The following is a 15,278-nucleotide window of genomic DNA, read 5'->3' on the forward strand; positions in this document are numbered from 1 at the left end:
GTGATGTATCTTAACATCACGCCGCAGCGGTAAGGCTTATTTCACCCGCTTCTGGCTGCGCAGCAGCGCGCAACCGCTCAGTAGTGACATGGCCATCAAATAGTAGCCCGGCGCCAGGCTGGTGCCGGTTGCCGTAATCAGCAACGTACAGATCAACGGCGCAAAGCCGCCAAAAACCGTCACCGCGACGTTATAGCTGATCGCCATACCGCTGGCTCGCGTGCCAATCGGAAACAGATCGGCCATCACCGACGGCACGGTAGAGAAATAGACCGACTTGAGCAGCGCCATCCAGCACACCAGTATAATCAGGGTGGTTGGCGTGGTGTGATTCACCACCAGCGCAAAGGCCGGATAGATGGTGATAATCAGCAGCACCAGCGAACCCCACATCAGCGGCAGCCGGCCAATGCGTTCCGCCCACAACCCCATCAGCGGCGTCACCACCGTCAGAATAACGCCCGCCAGCAAGGTAGCGGTAAACGCAACCGAACCGGGCAGATGCAGATTTTTTGTGGCGTAGGTCGGCACATAGTTCAGCATGTAGTTGACGGCGGTTGAGATCACCATCAGCCCAATCGCCAGCAGCATCAGCTCTTTTTGCCGGCCAAACAGACGCTTGAGCGGCGCGGCCTCCGGCTCCATCGCGGCAAAGCTGGCGGGCTCATGCACGTGACGGCGAATATAGATTCCCAGCGGGCCAATCAGCAGACCAAAGGCGAAGGGAATGCGCCAGCCCCACTCCTGAATCTGGCTCTCCGTCAGGATTTGCGTTAGCCCAAGGCCGAACGCCGACGCCAGCAGCGTGCTTGCGCCCTGGGTAGCAAACTGCCAGCTGGCGATAAAGGCGCGGCGCTCCGGAAAGTGCTCAACCAGAAACGCCGTGGAGCTGCCAAACTCGCCGCCGGCGGAGAAGCCCTGAACCAGGCGCGCCAGCAAAATCAGCAGCGGCGCCAGCAGCCCAATGCTGGCATAGGTTGGCATAAAGGTAATGACGGCACCGCCCAGCATCATCAGGTTAATCGACAGCAGCAGCGCTTTTTTGCGCCCGTGACGATCGGCATAGTTCCCCAGCACAATCGCCCCCAGCGGACGAATCAGAAACGAAACACCAAAACTGCCAAACGTCAGCAGCAGCGAGACCGAAGCATCGCTGGTGGGGAAAAAGGCGTGCGCAATATAGCTGGCAAAAAAACCGTAAACCGCGATGTCGAACCACTCCAGCGCATTACCAATGCAGGTTGCGAACAGCGTTTTGTGCAGGTTGGGTTTGGGCTGGCTGAGGGGGACGCTGTGGCTGATGCTGCTCATGCGGCACCTCCGGTATGGGCGCGATGCTGCGCCACCAGCTCAGTGCCCTGCTCGCCCAGATCCCACAGCAGGCGCGTCATGATCTGCAGCCCTTCACGCGCGATGGATTTCAGCATATGCTCATTGACCCCATGCTGCCCGCAGGCCGGATAGGAGTGTGGCACCCACAACGTCGGTAACCCGAGGATGTCAGAGAAGACCTCATTCGGCAGCGAGCCGCCCAGGTTTGGCAGCAGCGCCGGTTTCTTGCCGCTGATTTCCGCCATGCTGTGCAGCACCCAACTGACCAGCGGATCGGTGGGATCGAGGCGCGTGGCCGGTGAGCCGCGCATAAACTCCACCTGCACATAGCCGAAGCCATGCTGTTCGAGGTGCGCACCAATGTGCTGTGCCAGATTCTCCCAGTCGGTACCGACCACAAAACGCAGCTGGCACACCGCCGTGGCGTCGCCCGGAATGGCATTCATCGGGCGTGCCGGATTGCCGCAGAGCATGGCCAGCACTTCAAGCGTGTTCCAGCCGTAGAGCCGTTCGGCAGGCGTCAGACCAGGCTCGCCCCAAAGGGGATCGATAGCCGGATCGCCCGGCATGCCGCCCACCTCTATATCGCTAAGGATCGCCCGTACCGGCGGCGTCAGTGAGGTTGGTTTCAGCGCGTCGACCTGCAGCACCCCTTGCGCATCAACCAGACAGGCGATGGCGTTTGCCAGCTGCGTCCCCGGATTACTCAGCAAGCCGCCCCAGTTACCCGAGTGATAGGCATTGTCGCGGGCATTGACGCTGAGTCGAAAATTGACGGCTCCGCGTGAGCCAAGAAACAGCGTGGGGCGCAGCGCATTCAGCCGCGGTCCATCCGACGCAATAAACAGATCGGCCTGAAGCAGCGCCGCCTGCTGCTGACACAGCTGTGCCAGCCCCGGTGAGCTGATCTCTTCGCCCATCTCAAACAGCAGTTTGCAGTTAAAGCCCAGACGCCCGCCGCGCGCCTGAAACACCTGTTCCAGCGCGGCCAGGTTAACGCAGTGCTGGCCTTTATTATCTGCACTACCGCGCGCATACCAGCGATCGCCCTCTTCAACCAGCTGCCACGGCGAGAGCCCCGCGCGCCAGTTCTCATCATCACCAAACACCACATCGCCATGGCCGTAGCTCAGCAGCGTGGGCAGCGCGGGATCCTCTATCCGCACCGCGACCAGGAACGGGCAGTGTGCGGCTTGCGGATTCTCAATCTCATGCAGCGTAAATCCCAGCGCCGTCAGCTGCGGGCCTATCTCATGCTGTAAATAGTGCTGCAGTTCAGCCGCGCGGTCCTGACGCTGACTCTCGGTGCGCTGCGCCACGCGACGCGCCAGTAACCGCTGAAACGCCCCGCTATCAAACCAGGCGCTCGCCTGGGTTACTGCCTGTTCTGCTGTCATGTTTGCCTGTCTGTTTTTGGTTTTTTCGTTTTGTCATCTTTGCGGAAAGCGTGCTTTGCCACAATTATCAATTTATCGAGTATGCTTTGCCTTTAAAGCAACGCTGGCCTGCCCGTTGATGAGGCATGCACCACCGTGAGGCATCACCATGCTGAGTAATGAGATACGCTATTTTCTGGCAGTGGCGAACAGCGGATCGCTCAGCGCAGCCAGCGAACAGCTCTTTGTGGCGGTATCTGCCATCAGCCGACAGATACAGCGGCTGGAGAACCAGATTGGCGTGCCCCTGTTTACGCGCCACGCGCGTGGCATGGTGCTTACCGAGGCCGGTGAAATCTTTGCGCATCGCGTGCGTAAAAATCTGCTGGATATGGAGTATGCGCTGGCGGAGATCAAAGGCTTAAAAGCGGTGCGGCGCACGCTGATTCGCATCGCCTGTACCGATGGCCTGGCGTTTACCCTGCTGCCGCATCTGATTGCCACCTTCCGCGTGGAAAACCCGGGCGTACTCTTTGACGTCAAAGTGGCCAGCTCACAAAGTGTGGCGGAGCTGCTGCGCAGTGGTGAGTGCGATTTGGCGTTGCAGTTCAGCCTGCATGCCGAACCGGGCGTGGAGGTGATGGGATCGTGGCCGGCGCCCGTGCTGCTGGTGATGCATCAGCACCATCCGCTGGCGGAGGCGCCGCAGGTTACGCTGGCCGATCTCAGTCACTACCCGCTGGCGCTGCCGCAGCAAAATACTACCGTGCGGCAGCTGTTTGAGCTGGCCAGCCACATGAGCGGCAACCTGATTGAGCCGGTATTAACCTGCGACACCTTCTCCACGCTATTTAATTTCTTACTGCGCACCCCGCTGGCGGTCACCATCTGCAGCGCGTTTACCGTGCTGCAGGAAGCGGAGACTTACGGCTGGTGCTACGTTCGCCAGGGATTGAACAGTTGAGCCAACGCACGTTGCAGCTGCAGGTGCCTTCCGGGCGCCCGCGCAGTGCTGCCCTGCAGCTGTTTACGCAATTTTTGGTTCAGCAGCTGAACGCACTGGAGGAGCCGCTGCGCCAACGCTGGAAGCCCTGACGGCAGACGGCGCAGCGGGCCGCCTGCCAGCCGGCGGGATTACTCTTTAATATCTACCTGATAGAAAATGTGCTTACCAAAGGGATCGACCTGATAACCACTCACCGTTTTACGTACCGGCTCGAAAATGGTCGAGTGGGCAATCATCACGGCCGGCATCTGGTCATGCATCATCTGCTGCGCCTCGCGGTACATCTCTACGCGCTTGTCATGATTCTGCTCCGCGCGGGCGGTAGTGATCAGCTTTTCAAACGGTTGGTAGCACCACTTTGAGGAGTTCGAGCCGCCATTGGCTGAGGTGCAGCTGTAGAGCGGGCCGAAGAAGTTATCAGGATCGCCGGTTGCCGTGGTCCAGCCCATCAGTGCCGCCTGGTGTTCACCGCCCTTCACGCGCTTCAGGTATTCGCCCCACTCATAGCTGACGATATTGGCTTTAATCCCGACATTGGCCCAGTCCGCCTGAATCATCTCTGCCATGCGCCGTGCGTTAGGGTTATAGGGACGCTGAACCGGCATCGCCCACAGTGCGATCTCCGTGCCGGGCTTAATGCCCGCCTCCTGCAGCAGCGCTTTGGCTTGTTGCGGATCGTAGGCGTAATCCTTCAGATCTTTATCTGCGCTCCACACATCGGGCGGCAGAATGTTTTTTGCGACCGTGCCGGTGCCTTTAAAAATGGCGTCGATGATCGCTTGCTTATTGATGGCCATCGCCAGCGCCTGACGCACTTTCACGTTATCCAGTGGTGCTTTGGTCGTGTTAAAGGCCAGGAAACCGGTGTTCAGACCGGACTTCTGCTCCAGCGTCAGGTTCGGGTTGCTGCGCATCTTCTCCAGATCGGCCGGATTAGGGAACGGCATCACCTGGCACTCGTTCTTCTCCAGCTTGGCGAAGCGCACCGAAGCATCCGGCGTAATGGAGAATACCAAACGATCCAGCTTCGCTTTGCCCTCCCAGTAATCCGGGAACGCTTTGTAGAGAATGCGGGAGTCTTTCTGATACTGCACCAGCTCAAACGGACCGGTACCGATAGGCTGCATATCTACTTTCTCTGGCGTACCGGCTTTCAGCATCTGGTCGGCATACTCGGCCGAATGAATCGAGGCGAAGTACCAGGCCAGATCGGCAAGGAACGGCGCCTCCGCGTGCGTCAGCGTGATACGCACCGTGGTGTCGTCCACCTTTTCAATGCTCTTGATCAGTTTCGCCAGCTCCAGACTTTCAAAGTTGGCGTAGTTACCGCCGGAGACGTTGTGGTATGGATTTTTAGGGTCCATCTGGCGCATAAACGAGAAGATGACATCATCCGCGTTGAGGGTACGCGAAGGTTTGAACGCCTTGTTGCTCTGAAACTTCACGCCCTTACGTAGATGGAAGGTGTATACCGTGCCGTCCGGGCTGATCTCCCAGCGCTCTGCCAGGCTGGGCACCAGCTCAGTGGTGCCCGGTTTAAAATCCACCAGCCGGTTAAAAATCGGCACGGCACTGGCGTCTACGCTGGTGCCCGATGTGTAGAGCTGCGGGTTAAAGTTCTCCGGCGAACCTTCAGAACAGTAGACCAGCGTCTTCGCTGATACCCCACCTGCAACCGCTAACCCCAGTGCGCTAAGCGCCAGTTTGACCATCATCTTTTTCATTATGTTTCTCGCTTTTTATTGACTTCCATAAGCCAGCATCGGTATTTATTTCATAAATAACATGATTTCGCCGTCAGGCGTATCACCTGTGGCGTAAAGCTAATAAGGAATTGTGATGACAGACCAACTTGCCCGTCAGCTGACCCGGCGCTTCTACCGTTATCTGGCGGTCTCCAGCCAGAGCGATGTCAAATCCACCACGCTGCCCAGTACCCCTTCACAACACGCCATGGCAGAACTGCTGGCGCAGGAGCTGCGCGATCTCGGCCTGCAGGATGTGGTGATTGATCGGCACGCCACCGTAACGGCGGTAAAGCCGGGCACGGTAAGCGGCGCGCCCCGTGTTGGCTTTATCACTCATATCGATACCGTCGATGTCGGCCTTTCCCCGGATATCCATCCGCAAACCCTGACCTTTACCGGTGAAGATTTGTGCCTCAACCCTGAGCGGGATATCTGGTTGCGCGTGGATGCACATCCGGAGATCCTGCCCTATGTTGGTCAGGAGATTGTGTTCAGCGACGGCACCAGCGTACTGGGTGCAGATAACAAAGCCGCGGTGAGCGTAGTGATGACGCTGCTGGAAAACCTGCACGGCGAGCACGGTGATGTGGTCGTGGCATTTGTGCCGGATGAGGAGATTGGCCTGCGCGGCGCGAAGGCGCTGGATCTGGAGACGCGGTTTAACGTTGACTTCGCCTGGACCATCGACTGCTGCGAGCTGGGCGAAGTGGTATATGAGTGCTTCAATGGTGCCTCCGCCGAGATCACCTTTACCGGCGTGCCGGCACACCCGATGTCCGGCAAAGGCGTGCTGGTGAATCCGCTGCTGATGGCGCACGACTTTATCGCGCGCTTTGATCGCCAGGCGACGCCGGAGCATACCGAAGGCCGCGAAGGCTATATCTGGTTTAATGATATGCAGGCCAACGCCAGCCGCGCGGTGCTGAAAGCCTCTATCCGCGATTTTGACCTGAAAGGGTTTGACGCGAAGAAACAGCAGCTGATTGAGGTCGCGGACGCGATTGCCGCGCAGTATCCCACCGGCCATGTGGCGCTCACCATCAATGATATCTACAGCAATATCAGCAATGCGCTGGGGGAAGATCGTCGCGCGATCGATCTGATCTTTGCCGCGCTGGCGCAGGTTGGCGTTGAGCCAAAGGTGATCCCTATGCGCGGCGGCACGGATGGTTCGGCGCTCTCGGCGAAGGGGCTGCTCACACCGAATTTCTTTACCGGCGCGCACAATTTCCACTCCCGCTTTGAGTTCCTGCCGATTCCGTCGTTTGTGAAGTCTTATGAGGTGGCTGAAGCGCTGTGTTATCTGGCGGCGAAAAAATAGGTACCGGGGCGCAACAGTGCGCCCCTTCGTCTGACGGTCGCCGTTGGTGGCGACCGGATAACGCAACCTACTTGCTGGCCGTTACATCAATGCCCGGGAAAAACTTCGCTGCCAGCTTTGTCACGGTGCCGTCGTTCTGCACTTTTGCAATTGCCTCATCCAGCGCGCCTTTTAGCTTTGCATCGCCTTTACGCAGACCAAAACCGATGCCGGAGCCAAGAATGGTGTCATCCTCAACCGGCTTACCGGCGAAGGCGAACCCTTTGCCCTGTGGCTTATCCAGGAAACCAGACTGACCGGCCGCAGACATCACCAGCGTACCGTCCAGGCGTCCGGCCACCATATCGTTGTACACCTGGTTCTGATCCTGATACGCGGTCACGGTCACGCCCTGCGCCTCCCAGTGCTTCTTCGCATAGGTCTCCTGAATGGATCCCTGCAGCACGCCGATATTTTTCCCTTTCAGCGAACCGGCGTCTGGCAGCAGCTTCTCGCCCTGCTTCACAATCAGCATGGTGGGAATGCGGTAGATCGGTTTAGTGAAATCGATATTTTTAGCTCGCGCTTCGGTGATGTTCATCGCCGAGTTAATCGCATCAAACTTCTTCGCCTGCAGCGCCGGAATCAGCGCATCAAAACTGCTTTCGACCCATTTGCAATCAAATTTACCGACCTGGCAGATCGCTTTGCCCAGCTCGATATCAAAACCCTCCAGCTCGCCCTGCGCGTTACGGCTCTCAAACGGTGGATATTGCGACTCCAGGCCGTAGCGTAAAGTCTCCTGAGCCAGTGCGTGTGCTGACGTGAGCAGGCCGAGCGCGACAAACAGTGCATTACGTTTTTTCATTATTTTCCCCTAATTACCCTTTAACCCGGCATAGCGCTTCCGCGCCGGCCTGGAGCGTTGCATCATCTTTAGCGAATGAAAGGCGAATTAATTTATTGTCTGTGCCATCCATATAAAACGCCGAAAGCGGAATGGTAGCCACACCGTGATCGACGATGAGACGTTTTACCATTTCGCTGTCGCTTTCGTCACTGAAATGTCCGTAGCTGGCCAGCATAAAGAAGGAGCCGGCGCTTGGCAGCAGTTTGAACGGTGAATCCTGCAGCAGCGCCTGCAGGCGATCGCGTTTCTGCTGGTAGAACGGTGCCAGCTGCAGGTAGTTCTCCGGCTGTTGCAGATAGCGGGCAAATCCGACCTGCATCGGCGTATCGGCCGCGTACATCATGAACTGATGCACTTTCACGATCTCTGCCATCAGCGCTGCCGGTGCCAGCGCATAGCCCACGCGCCAGCCGGTGACGTGGAAGGTCTTACCAAATGAAGAGACGATGACGCTGCGTTCGGCCAGCGCCGGGTGCGTCGCCATGCCGCAGTGCTGACGGCCATCAAACAGGATGTGTTCGTACACCTCATCCGACAGCACAATAATGTCGGTGTTACGCGTCAATGCCGCCAGCTGCTCCAGGTCGGCAGGCGTTAGCACCTGCGCGCTCGGATTGTGCGGCGTATTGATGATAATCATCCGGGTGCGTGGCGTGATGGCGGCCCGTAGCGCATCCCAGTCGATGGTAAAGGCCGGCGCCTGTAATTTGAGGCCCACCGGCGTTGCCCCCTGCAGACGCACTACTGGCGCGTAGCTGTCAAACGCCGGCTCAAAAAAGATCACTTCATCACCCGCATGCACCAGCGCCGCAATCGCCATATAGATCCCCTGGCTGGCGCTGCCGGTGATCAGTACTTCGCTGCCGGCGTCATACAGCTGGCCATAGAGCGCATGGACCTTCTCTGCCAGGGCTTCGCGCAGTGCCGGTAAGCCAGTCATGGCGGCATACTGATTGTGGCCGTCGCGCATCGCGCTGCTCACCAGCTCCACCAGCTGCGGATCGCACGGGAAATTGGGCGCGCCCTGCGAAAGATTGACCGCATGATGCTGTGCCGACAGCTGACCAATGACGCTGAAAATTGTTGTACCCACGTCAGGCTGTTTTGAGGTGAAAGTAACGCTGCTGTTGAGTGTCATGATTGCTCCACACGGTTGCATAACCACGTATTCCAGATAGATATCTATTCAACGGCGTGCAGCTTGAGTCAACAAGCGAATTGTTGTCATAATAGCCATGATCAAAATTCATAGCTGAGGCCGTTATGACCCGCTCCGCTCTGCCGCTCAACGCCATCCATGCTTTTCTGGTGACTGCCCGCCATCTCAATCTGACGCATGCCGCCAGCGAGCTCTGCATCACGCAAGGTGCGGTGAGCCGGAAAGTCGCGACGCTGGAGAGCTGGCTGGGGTTTGCGCTGTTTGAGCGCCATGCGCGCGGTCTGCGCCTGACCTCACAGGGTGCCGCTTTACTGCCAGAGCTTCAGCAGGGCTATAACCTGCTGGTGCACGCCACAGAAAAAGCCAGCCGCCGCAACACCACGATTCGCCTTAAGGCTCCCACCTGCGCCATGCGCTGGCTGGTGCCGCGCCTGGTGGCGCTGGAGCAACGGCGCCCGGAGATCCACGTGGCGCTGACCACCACGCTCGATCACGCCTCGCAACTGGAGAATTATGATGCGGCAATAGTATTTGGTACGCCGCCTGCCGGGGCCATTCGTCTGTTTGACGAGCAACTGACGCCGGTGCTGGCCAGTAGCATCGCCGTACCCCAGCACATCAACGATCTGGCGAAGCTGACCTTTCTGCACCCGACCAATGATAAGCGTGACTGGCAGCTATGGCTGGAGGGTCAGGCCGTCACGCTGCCGATGGCGCGCAATCAGCACTTCGCGACCATGGATCTCGCGATCAGCGCAGCAATTCAGGGATTTGGCGTGACGATAGCGGATATCACGCTGGTGGGAAATGATATTGCGCATCAGCGGTTAATTGCGCCGTTTGCGGCCACGGTAGCCACCGGGGCCGCCTACAGTTTGCTACGGTGTGCAGAGCAAGATGCGCCACCGTTCCTGACGGAACTGGTGGCGTGGTTGTGTCACTCTCAGAACGAAACCCACTCATCGGCGCTGGCCGGTTTAGCCTGAGGCGCGCCCGTCAGCACCGGGCGGCGCAGCGGCTGAGCCGGCACGGTGTGGCTAACCGGAGCGCTCTCCGAGAGACGGAACTTCGCCACGGAAGCCTGCAGCGCCTCCGTCTGACGCTCCAGCGCGCTGGCCGCAGCGGAGACCTGCTCCACCAGTGAGGCGTTCTGCTGGGTGACGCTGTCCATTTCTGTTACCGCCGTGCCGACCTGAGAAATGCCTTTGCTCTGCTCTTCAGAGGCCGAGGCGATATGTTTCATGATCTCATTCACATCCTGCACGGATTTCAGAATGTCATGCATGGTGCTGCCGGCACTGCTCACCAACTCAGATCCCTTCTCCACCCGCACAACGGAGTCCTCAATCAGGCTGGCAATCTCTTTCGCTGCCCCGGCGCTGCGCTGCGCCAGATTACGCACCTCACTCGCGACCACGGCAAAACCGCGCCCCTGTTCGCCGGCGCGCGCCGCTTCAACGGCCGCATTCAACGCCAGAATGTTGGTCTGGAAGGCGATGCTGTTGATGACGTTGGTGATCTCCGCAATCTTTTTCGAACTGCCGGAGATGCCCTGCATGGTGGTGACCACCTCGCCAACCAGCCGGCCACCCTGCTGCGCAGTACCGGTTGCGGTCTCTGCCAGCGAGCTGGCCTGACGCGCGTTCTCCGCGTTGAATTTTACCGTGGCCGTTAGCTGCTCCATGCTGGCCGCCGTCTGCTCCAGCGCAGCGGCCTGCTCCTCGGTGCGTGACGAGAGATCATTATTACCGGCAGAGATCTCTGCCGCGCCGCGATAGATATTCTCGGTACCGCTGCGGATAGCGCTGACGGCTTCACGCAGGCTGTCCTGCATGGCGCTCAGAAGCGGCACCAGTTTGCCTACGCAGTTGCGGCCCATATCGGCTACCGGCTGGCTGAGATCGCCCTGCGCAATAGTAGAGAAGTGATGGCGGATGCGCTCCAGCGGTTTAACCAGCAGTGCCACCAGATAGCGATCGGTAAACAGCAGAATCAGCAAACCCATGACCACCGCAGCCACGATGATCACTTTGGTGATGGAGGTGAGTTTATCGACGGTGACGCGAGTCTCATCCAGCTTGATGCCGGCCGCCTTGTTAAACGCTTCCGCCGTGGCACCGAACGCGCGGCTCAGCGGTGGCGTGACGTTATTGGCCTGTGCACGCCAGGCATCCAGCGAGCCGGTTTGCGCCAGCGCCACCTGTGGCGCGATGCCCTCATCCAGCAGCTTTTGCCAGCTGGCAATGACGCTGTTAACCGTATCCGGGTCCATCGGGCCCGGCGCCATGGCTTTGAACTGCGTTAACTGCTCTTGCATGTTACTGAGCGCCTGCTGCACCGGCGCAAAGGCATCCGGTGCCGGCGCGTTACCGGCCGTACGCCCATCCATTACGCGGGAGAGCCTGGTGACAACGCGGAAATATTGATCGTTGCCTTTGCTCAACACCGTCATCTGATTGACCAGCTGACGATCAATATCATTGCCTTCGCCCAGTGCGTTGAGCGAGTGGACGCTAAACAGCCCGACCCCACACCATAACAGGCAGAACAAGCCGAGAATGGTCAACATAACTGCGCGAATCGTGAAGTTTTTTAAGATACCCATACATAATTCCCTGGAGTGAAACGCGAAGGAGGCCCGAAAACATCAGGCATAATGCGTTTATCGGCAGCGAATCGGGAAAATGTAACTGTTTTGTAAACTAATAAATTGCTGATTAGCCATGACGGCAGACACAGCGCGTCTCCACAAAATCAGCGGGATAGGCGCAAATTTGCCTTAAGAATGGGTTTGCGCCGTTTCATGATTAGCAGGCTATTAAAGCCTGACGTGGCTGCGCATCATCAGACGGAACAGCCGCAGCCGCCGGCGCATAAAGCGCGCCCTGAGCACCGCCTGCGGTTTACCCTCACTCCCGAACGCCATCGTGAGATCTTCGCCCGGTCGCCAGACCGGCCAGTCGATCTCCCCCTGCAGCCGGTAGCTGAAGGCGCTGGCATCGCGCGCAAATGCCACCCAAAATGCGCTGACGCGTGCGGCAAAATCGCGGTCATTGGCGGTGTAAGCACGCTCTGCCGGCTGCAGCGTGCCCAGCGTGTTAAAGACATAAGGGATCTCGTTGCCGTGCCAGGTGCCGTGTGGATAGAGATCGCGGGCGTTTTCGGAGACGTAATCAAACCAGTAGCGCCACGCCGGCATGCCGATACTGTGCTGGGATTGCGCAACCAGCAGCGGCATGACGGTAAAGGCCATATCGCGCGCCACCGCGCGGCCCAGCAGCGCATCGTCATGAATATCGTAAAGCCATTTGATCAGGCGATAGCTGAAGCGGCTTTTGCTGCGCATCTGCGCCAGCACCGCAGTAGCATCCACGCCAAAATAGTCAAGCACGCTGGCTTCATCGCTATTGCTGCCAACCATCAGCGGTACCCGATGCTGTTTGCCGGCCATAAAGGTCTCCAGCATCGGTTTGGGTAACACTGCATCGCCGCTGATCGCTACCGGGCCCAGCGCCAGCGGGCGCTGTAGTGGCCAGAACCGATCGGCGGGCAGCGCACGTAGCTGCTCAGCGCTGACGTTTTCCGTCAGGCCAAAGTGTGTTGCCACCTGCACACCGATCGCTTGCGCCTTGTGCTGCGGAACATCGGGCAGGCTGTAGGCGCTCTGCACGATGCCTTTATGAAACAGCCCTTCTGCCAGCGGTGAGCAGCACAGCGACAGCACGCTGCGCGCCCCGGAGGATTCGCCAAACAGCGTAATGTTATGACGATCGCCACCAAACGCCGGAATATTGCGCTGGATCCACTGCAGCGCCGCAATCTGATCCAGCAGCGCGAAGTTATTGACCACGGCACCCGGTGGATATTGTGCATCCAGCGCCGGATGGGAGAAGAAGCCAAAGTGCCCGAGGCGATAGTTGAGCGTCACCACAATGACGCCCTGCGCGGCCAGCGCCTTGCCGCGATAAGGATCGAGGCTGCCGGCACCAATGGTAAAGCCGCCTCCGTGCAGCCACACCATCACCGGCAGCGGCGTGGCGGGTTCTGTGTCTGGCGTCCAGATATTCAGATAGAGACAATCTTCGCTAAACCGGCCGGGATCGCCCCCGCCTGCGGCCACGCAATAATCACGGCTTTGCCAGCTGGCATCGCCCCATTGCGTAGCATCCCGCACCGATTGCCATGGCGCGACCGGCTGTGGCGGACGCCAGCGCAGCTCACCTGTCGGGGCAGCGGCATAAGGTATCCCTTTGAAAACATAAATATCTTCATCCATCTGGCCTCTGAGTTCACCTTCGGCAGTAGTGATACTCAGACGTCGTTCGTTTTTCATCTCGGGTTCCCTGTTAAGCATCGTTCCATTATTTGCAGGCCTCAGGCGAATGTCTATGTTTTGAAAGCATTTGCAGATTAAGCCGAATAAGCGACCAATTCCTTGAACAACTTCATCAAATTTTTTGGTTAACCCCCTGCATGCCCTTTGTTTTAAGGTTGCAAGTTAACCTGGCGCGATGGAGAGACGCGATGGTCAGTGGCATCAATCAGCTGTTCAACCGGATGAGCGATCACCCGGATTTAGGTAAGCTGCTGTTACGTCTGACATTTGGCGGACTGCTACTGTTTCATGGCGAATTCAAAGTAGTGCATGGCGTTGGCTGGATCGCGCACATGCTGGCTGCGAAAGGCCTGCCAGGTTTCATCGCTTACGGTGCTTACATCGGGGAAATTGTGGCACCCGCAATGGTGATCGTCGGGTTAATGACGCGTCCTGCCGCGTTTGTGATGGCGATAAACATGCTGGTCGCTACGCTGTTGGTAAAGATGGGCGCCCTCTGGCATCGCACGGATGTAGGTGCATGGTCGCTGGAAACGGAAGTGCTTTACCTGCTGGGCGCACTCGCCATTATGTTTTTGGGTGCCGGGAAGTACACGCTGGTGCGTGATGCGCGCTTGCAATAGTGTTCATAAGAAACATAGCCGGTCCGCTAACGAGGTGCTTTCACGTTACGGACCGGTTCTCTCTTCAGGCAATCCCGCAGCGCGTCAGGCTACGCTGTTGGGTTTGCTGATACAGCGCCATTTCGTCCTGTACGGGCGCGCCCAGTGCGGCTTCAAAATCGGCCCGGCTGGCGTTACCTGCGCTGCGCGCCTGGCTTTCACTTCCCAGATTTGACTGGAAAATTCCGGCGGCGCTGACCGGCAGAAAATCCTCATACACAATGGGCTCAGCCTGTAACCGTCCTTCTGCCAACAGCTGCGCAATGCTTTCACCGGCGCGCGGTGGCTGCTGCTCTCCGCTTTCCGTCAGCCGATAGCGGAACCACGCCAGCTCCTGCTCGCGCAGCGCCTGTTCATCATCCGGAAACTCACTAAACACCGCGCTCAGGTGTTGCTGATGCTGCTGATTGTCACTGCCGCTACCCGCCTCAGCCAGCAGACGGTCATATAGCGCCCGGCCTTTCGGCGTCAGCGCCGCGCCGCGCTGTTCAATTTCACCAAATCGCGCGGTGTGCGTTCCCGGCGCGCCATCATTAAACTGCACCGTCTCCTCCAGCGCTTTAAAGCTGGTTTGACGCAGCAAAATCGGTACCGCACGCTGCGGCGGGCCTTCAATCAGCATTTTTGGCTCAATACCGCGTGACGGCATGAGGGCCTGCACACGATCGATATCCAGCGTACGCGGAGTTAAGTGGTTGATATGGCAACCGCGGAAACAGACGACATCCGCAATCAGCCGGTGCTGCTGGCTCAGCGCGCGGTAGGTGGCGCTGTCCACCGTGGTGTGCGCGTGCCAGCGGAAGGTCTCCAGCGCCTCCTGCACGAAACGCGCCGCCTCAGTGGCGTTCAGGCCGCCCTGCTGTTGATGCTGCGCAATCAGGGCGCGACAGCCTGGCGTGAAGATATCACGGGCCGCCAGAATGTCGGCGGCCCTGGCGCGCAGCGCATCGTCGTCAATCAGCTCCAGCCGCAACAGCGAGGTAAAGACGCGAAAAGGATTGCGCCGTAAAGCACGATCGGTCACCGGGCGGAACGCGGTGGAGTGGACCGGCACGCCGGCCTGCGAGAGATCGTAGTAGCCGACCGGCTCCATGCCCATGATGGCAAACATTTGCCGCAGGGTACTGAGCTCGGCGGCGGTGCCCACGCGGATCGCGCCGTGGCGCTCAACGCTTAGCCGGCTGAGCTCATCAGCGGCGGCGAGACGATTTTTCAGTTCGGGGTGCGCTTCCAGCGTACGATCGTTAACGGCGGTAACCAGCTGCGTCAGCGTGCCATACTGCGGCACCTCCTGCTGGTACATGTTTGACATTGCCTGAGAGAACAGCGTGCGGATGGCATCGCTGGTGAGAAAGTTATCCATGGATATCACCTCGGACTAAAGGGTCGCTGCTACTGTAGATCAACCCTTTAGCGCCGGGTGAGAATTTCACAAAACTGTGATCGCTC

Annotated in this window: 11 protein-coding genes and 1 pseudogene; 4 read left to right on the forward strand and 8 right to left on the reverse strand. The window is 58.6% G+C overall.

What is annotated here, in order from left to right; all coding sequences use genetic code 11:
- Nucleotides 1–36: 36 nt before the first annotated feature.
- Nucleotides 37–1,311 (reverse strand): MFS transporter, encoded by a 1,275-nt coding sequence (locus HA48_RS14025; RefSeq protein ID WP_128601865.1) that lies wholly within the window; start codon nt 1,309–1,311, stop codon nt 37–39.
- The gene (locus HA48_RS14030) at nt 1,308–2,729 is read right to left on the reverse strand and encodes a M20 family metallopeptidase (RefSeq protein WP_128601866.1); all 1,422 of its coding nucleotides are present in this window, start codon (nt 2,727–2,729) and stop codon (nt 1,308–1,310) included. The genes HA48_RS14025 and HA48_RS14030 overlap by 4 nt, the downstream gene beginning before the upstream one ends.
- 148 nt (nt 2,730–2,877) lie before the next feature.
- On the opposite strand from HA48_RS14030, the pseudogene HA48_RS14035 reads away from it, so the two are divergent.
- Nucleotides 2,878–3,803, forward strand: a pseudogene (locus tag HA48_RS14035) (LysR family transcriptional regulator).
- Nucleotides 3,804–3,842: 39 nt separating this feature from the next.
- Here the strand turns inward: HA48_RS14035 and HA48_RS14040 are convergent.
- Complete coding sequence (locus HA48_RS14040; RefSeq protein WP_128601867.1) at nt 3,843–5,438, reverse strand: ABC transporter substrate-binding protein; 1,596 nt, start codon at nt 5,436–5,438, stop codon at nt 3,843–3,845.
- Between the two features lie 115 nt (nt 5,439–5,553).
- Between HA48_RS14040 and pepT the strand changes: the two genes are divergently transcribed.
- Nucleotides 5,554–6,783: a peptidase T gene (gene pepT / locus HA48_RS14045; RefSeq protein WP_128601868.1), complete on the forward strand. Its 1,230-nt coding sequence runs from the start codon at nt 5,554–5,556 to the stop codon at nt 6,781–6,783.
- Between the two features lie 67 nt (nt 6,784–6,850).
- Here pepT and HA48_RS14050 read toward each other — a convergent pair whose 3' ends face one another.
- Nucleotides 6,851–7,630: a transporter substrate-binding domain-containing protein gene (locus tag HA48_RS14050; protein ID WP_128601869.1), complete on the reverse strand. Its 780-nt coding sequence runs from the start codon at nt 7,628–7,630 to the stop codon at nt 6,851–6,853.
- Nucleotides 7,631–7,643: 13 nt separating this feature from the next.
- Nucleotides 7,644–8,810: a methionine aminotransferase gene (locus tag HA48_RS14055; RefSeq protein WP_128601870.1), complete on the reverse strand. Its 1,167-nt coding sequence runs from the start codon at nt 8,808–8,810 to the stop codon at nt 7,644–7,646.
- Nucleotides 8,811–8,935: 125 nt separating this feature from the next.
- Here HA48_RS14055 and HA48_RS14060 point away from each other — a divergent pair, with 125 nt between their 5' ends.
- Nucleotides 8,936–9,817 (forward strand): LysR substrate-binding domain-containing protein, encoded by an 882-nt coding sequence (locus HA48_RS14060; RefSeq protein ID WP_128601871.1) that lies wholly within the window; start codon nt 8,936–8,938, stop codon nt 9,815–9,817.
- Here the strand turns inward: HA48_RS14060 and HA48_RS14065 are convergent.
- Together HA48_RS14065 and HA48_RS14070 are read right to left on the reverse strand one after the other, a co-directional pair.
- Complete coding sequence (locus HA48_RS14065; RefSeq protein WP_128601872.1) at nt 9,775–11,436, reverse strand: methyl-accepting chemotaxis protein; 1,662 nt, start codon at nt 11,434–11,436, stop codon at nt 9,775–9,777. The two genes, HA48_RS14060 and HA48_RS14065, sit on opposite strands and share 43 nt — an antisense overlap.
- A gap of 213 nt (nt 11,437–11,649) precedes the next feature.
- Nucleotides 11,650–13,164 (reverse strand): carboxylesterase/lipase family protein, encoded by a 1,515-nt coding sequence (locus HA48_RS14070; RefSeq protein WP_128601873.1) that lies wholly within the window; start codon nt 13,162–13,164, stop codon nt 11,650–11,652.
- Nucleotides 13,165–13,355: 191 nt separating this feature from the next.
- Here HA48_RS14070 and HA48_RS14075 point away from each other — a divergent pair, with 191 nt between their 5' ends.
- Nucleotides 13,356–13,790 carry a DoxX family protein gene (locus HA48_RS14075; RefSeq protein ID WP_128601874.1) on the forward strand — a complete coding sequence of 145 codons (435 nt, stop codon included), beginning with the start codon at nt 13,356–13,358 and terminating at the stop codon, nt 13,788–13,790.
- Between the two features lie 64 nt (nt 13,791–13,854).
- Here the strand turns inward: HA48_RS14075 and hglS are convergent, their stop codons facing one another.
- Complete coding sequence (gene hglS, locus HA48_RS14080; protein ID WP_128601875.1) at nt 13,855–15,192, reverse strand: 2-oxoadipate dioxygenase/decarboxylase HglS; 1,338 nt, start codon at nt 15,190–15,192, stop codon at nt 13,855–13,857.
- Between the last annotated feature and the right edge of the window lie 86 nt (nt 15,193–15,278).

This window comes from Pantoea wallisii, assembly GCF_002095485.1.
GTDB classification, from domain to species: Bacteria; Pseudomonadota; Gammaproteobacteria; order Enterobacterales; family Enterobacteriaceae; genus Pantoea; species Pantoea wallisii.

Bases quoted from the DNA above. Each gene is read 5' to 3' on its own strand.
- HA48_RS14025 (WP_128601865.1), bottom strand. From the start codon at position 1,311: ATGAGCAGCATCAGCCACAGCGTCCCCCTCAGCCAGCCCAAACCCAAC.
- HA48_RS14030 (WP_128601866.1), bottom strand. From the start codon at position 2,729: ATGACAGCAGAACAGGCAGTAACCCAGGCGAGCGCCTGGTTTGATAGC.
- HA48_RS14040 (WP_128601867.1), bottom strand. From the start codon at position 5,438: ATGAAAAAGATGATGGTCAAACTGGCGCTTAGCGCACTGGGGTTAGCG.
- pepT (WP_128601868.1), top strand. From the start codon at position 5,554: ATGACAGACCAACTTGCCCGTCAGCTGACCCGGCGCTTCTACCGTTAT.
- HA48_RS14050 (WP_128601869.1), bottom strand. From the start codon at position 7,630: ATGAAAAAACGTAATGCACTGTTTGTCGCGCTCGGCCTGCTCACGTCA.
- HA48_RS14055 (WP_128601870.1), bottom strand. From the start codon at position 8,810: ATGACACTCAACAGCAGCGTTACTTTCACCTCAAAACAGCCTGACGTG.
- HA48_RS14060 (WP_128601871.1), top strand. From the start codon at position 8,936: ATGACCCGCTCCGCTCTGCCGCTCAACGCCATCCATGCTTTTCTGGTG.
- HA48_RS14065 (WP_128601872.1), bottom strand. From the start codon at position 11,436: ATGGGTATCTTAAAAAACTTCACGATTCGCGCAGTTATGTTGACCATT.
- HA48_RS14070 (WP_128601873.1), bottom strand. From the start codon at position 13,164: ATGAAAAACGAACGACGTCTGAGTATCACTACTGCCGAAGGTGAACTC.
- HA48_RS14075 (WP_128601874.1), top strand. From the start codon at position 13,356: ATGGTCAGTGGCATCAATCAGCTGTTCAACCGGATGAGCGATCACCCG.
- hglS (WP_128601875.1), bottom strand. From the start codon at position 15,192: ATGGATAACTTTCTCACCAGCGATGCCATCCGCACGCTGTTCTCTCAG.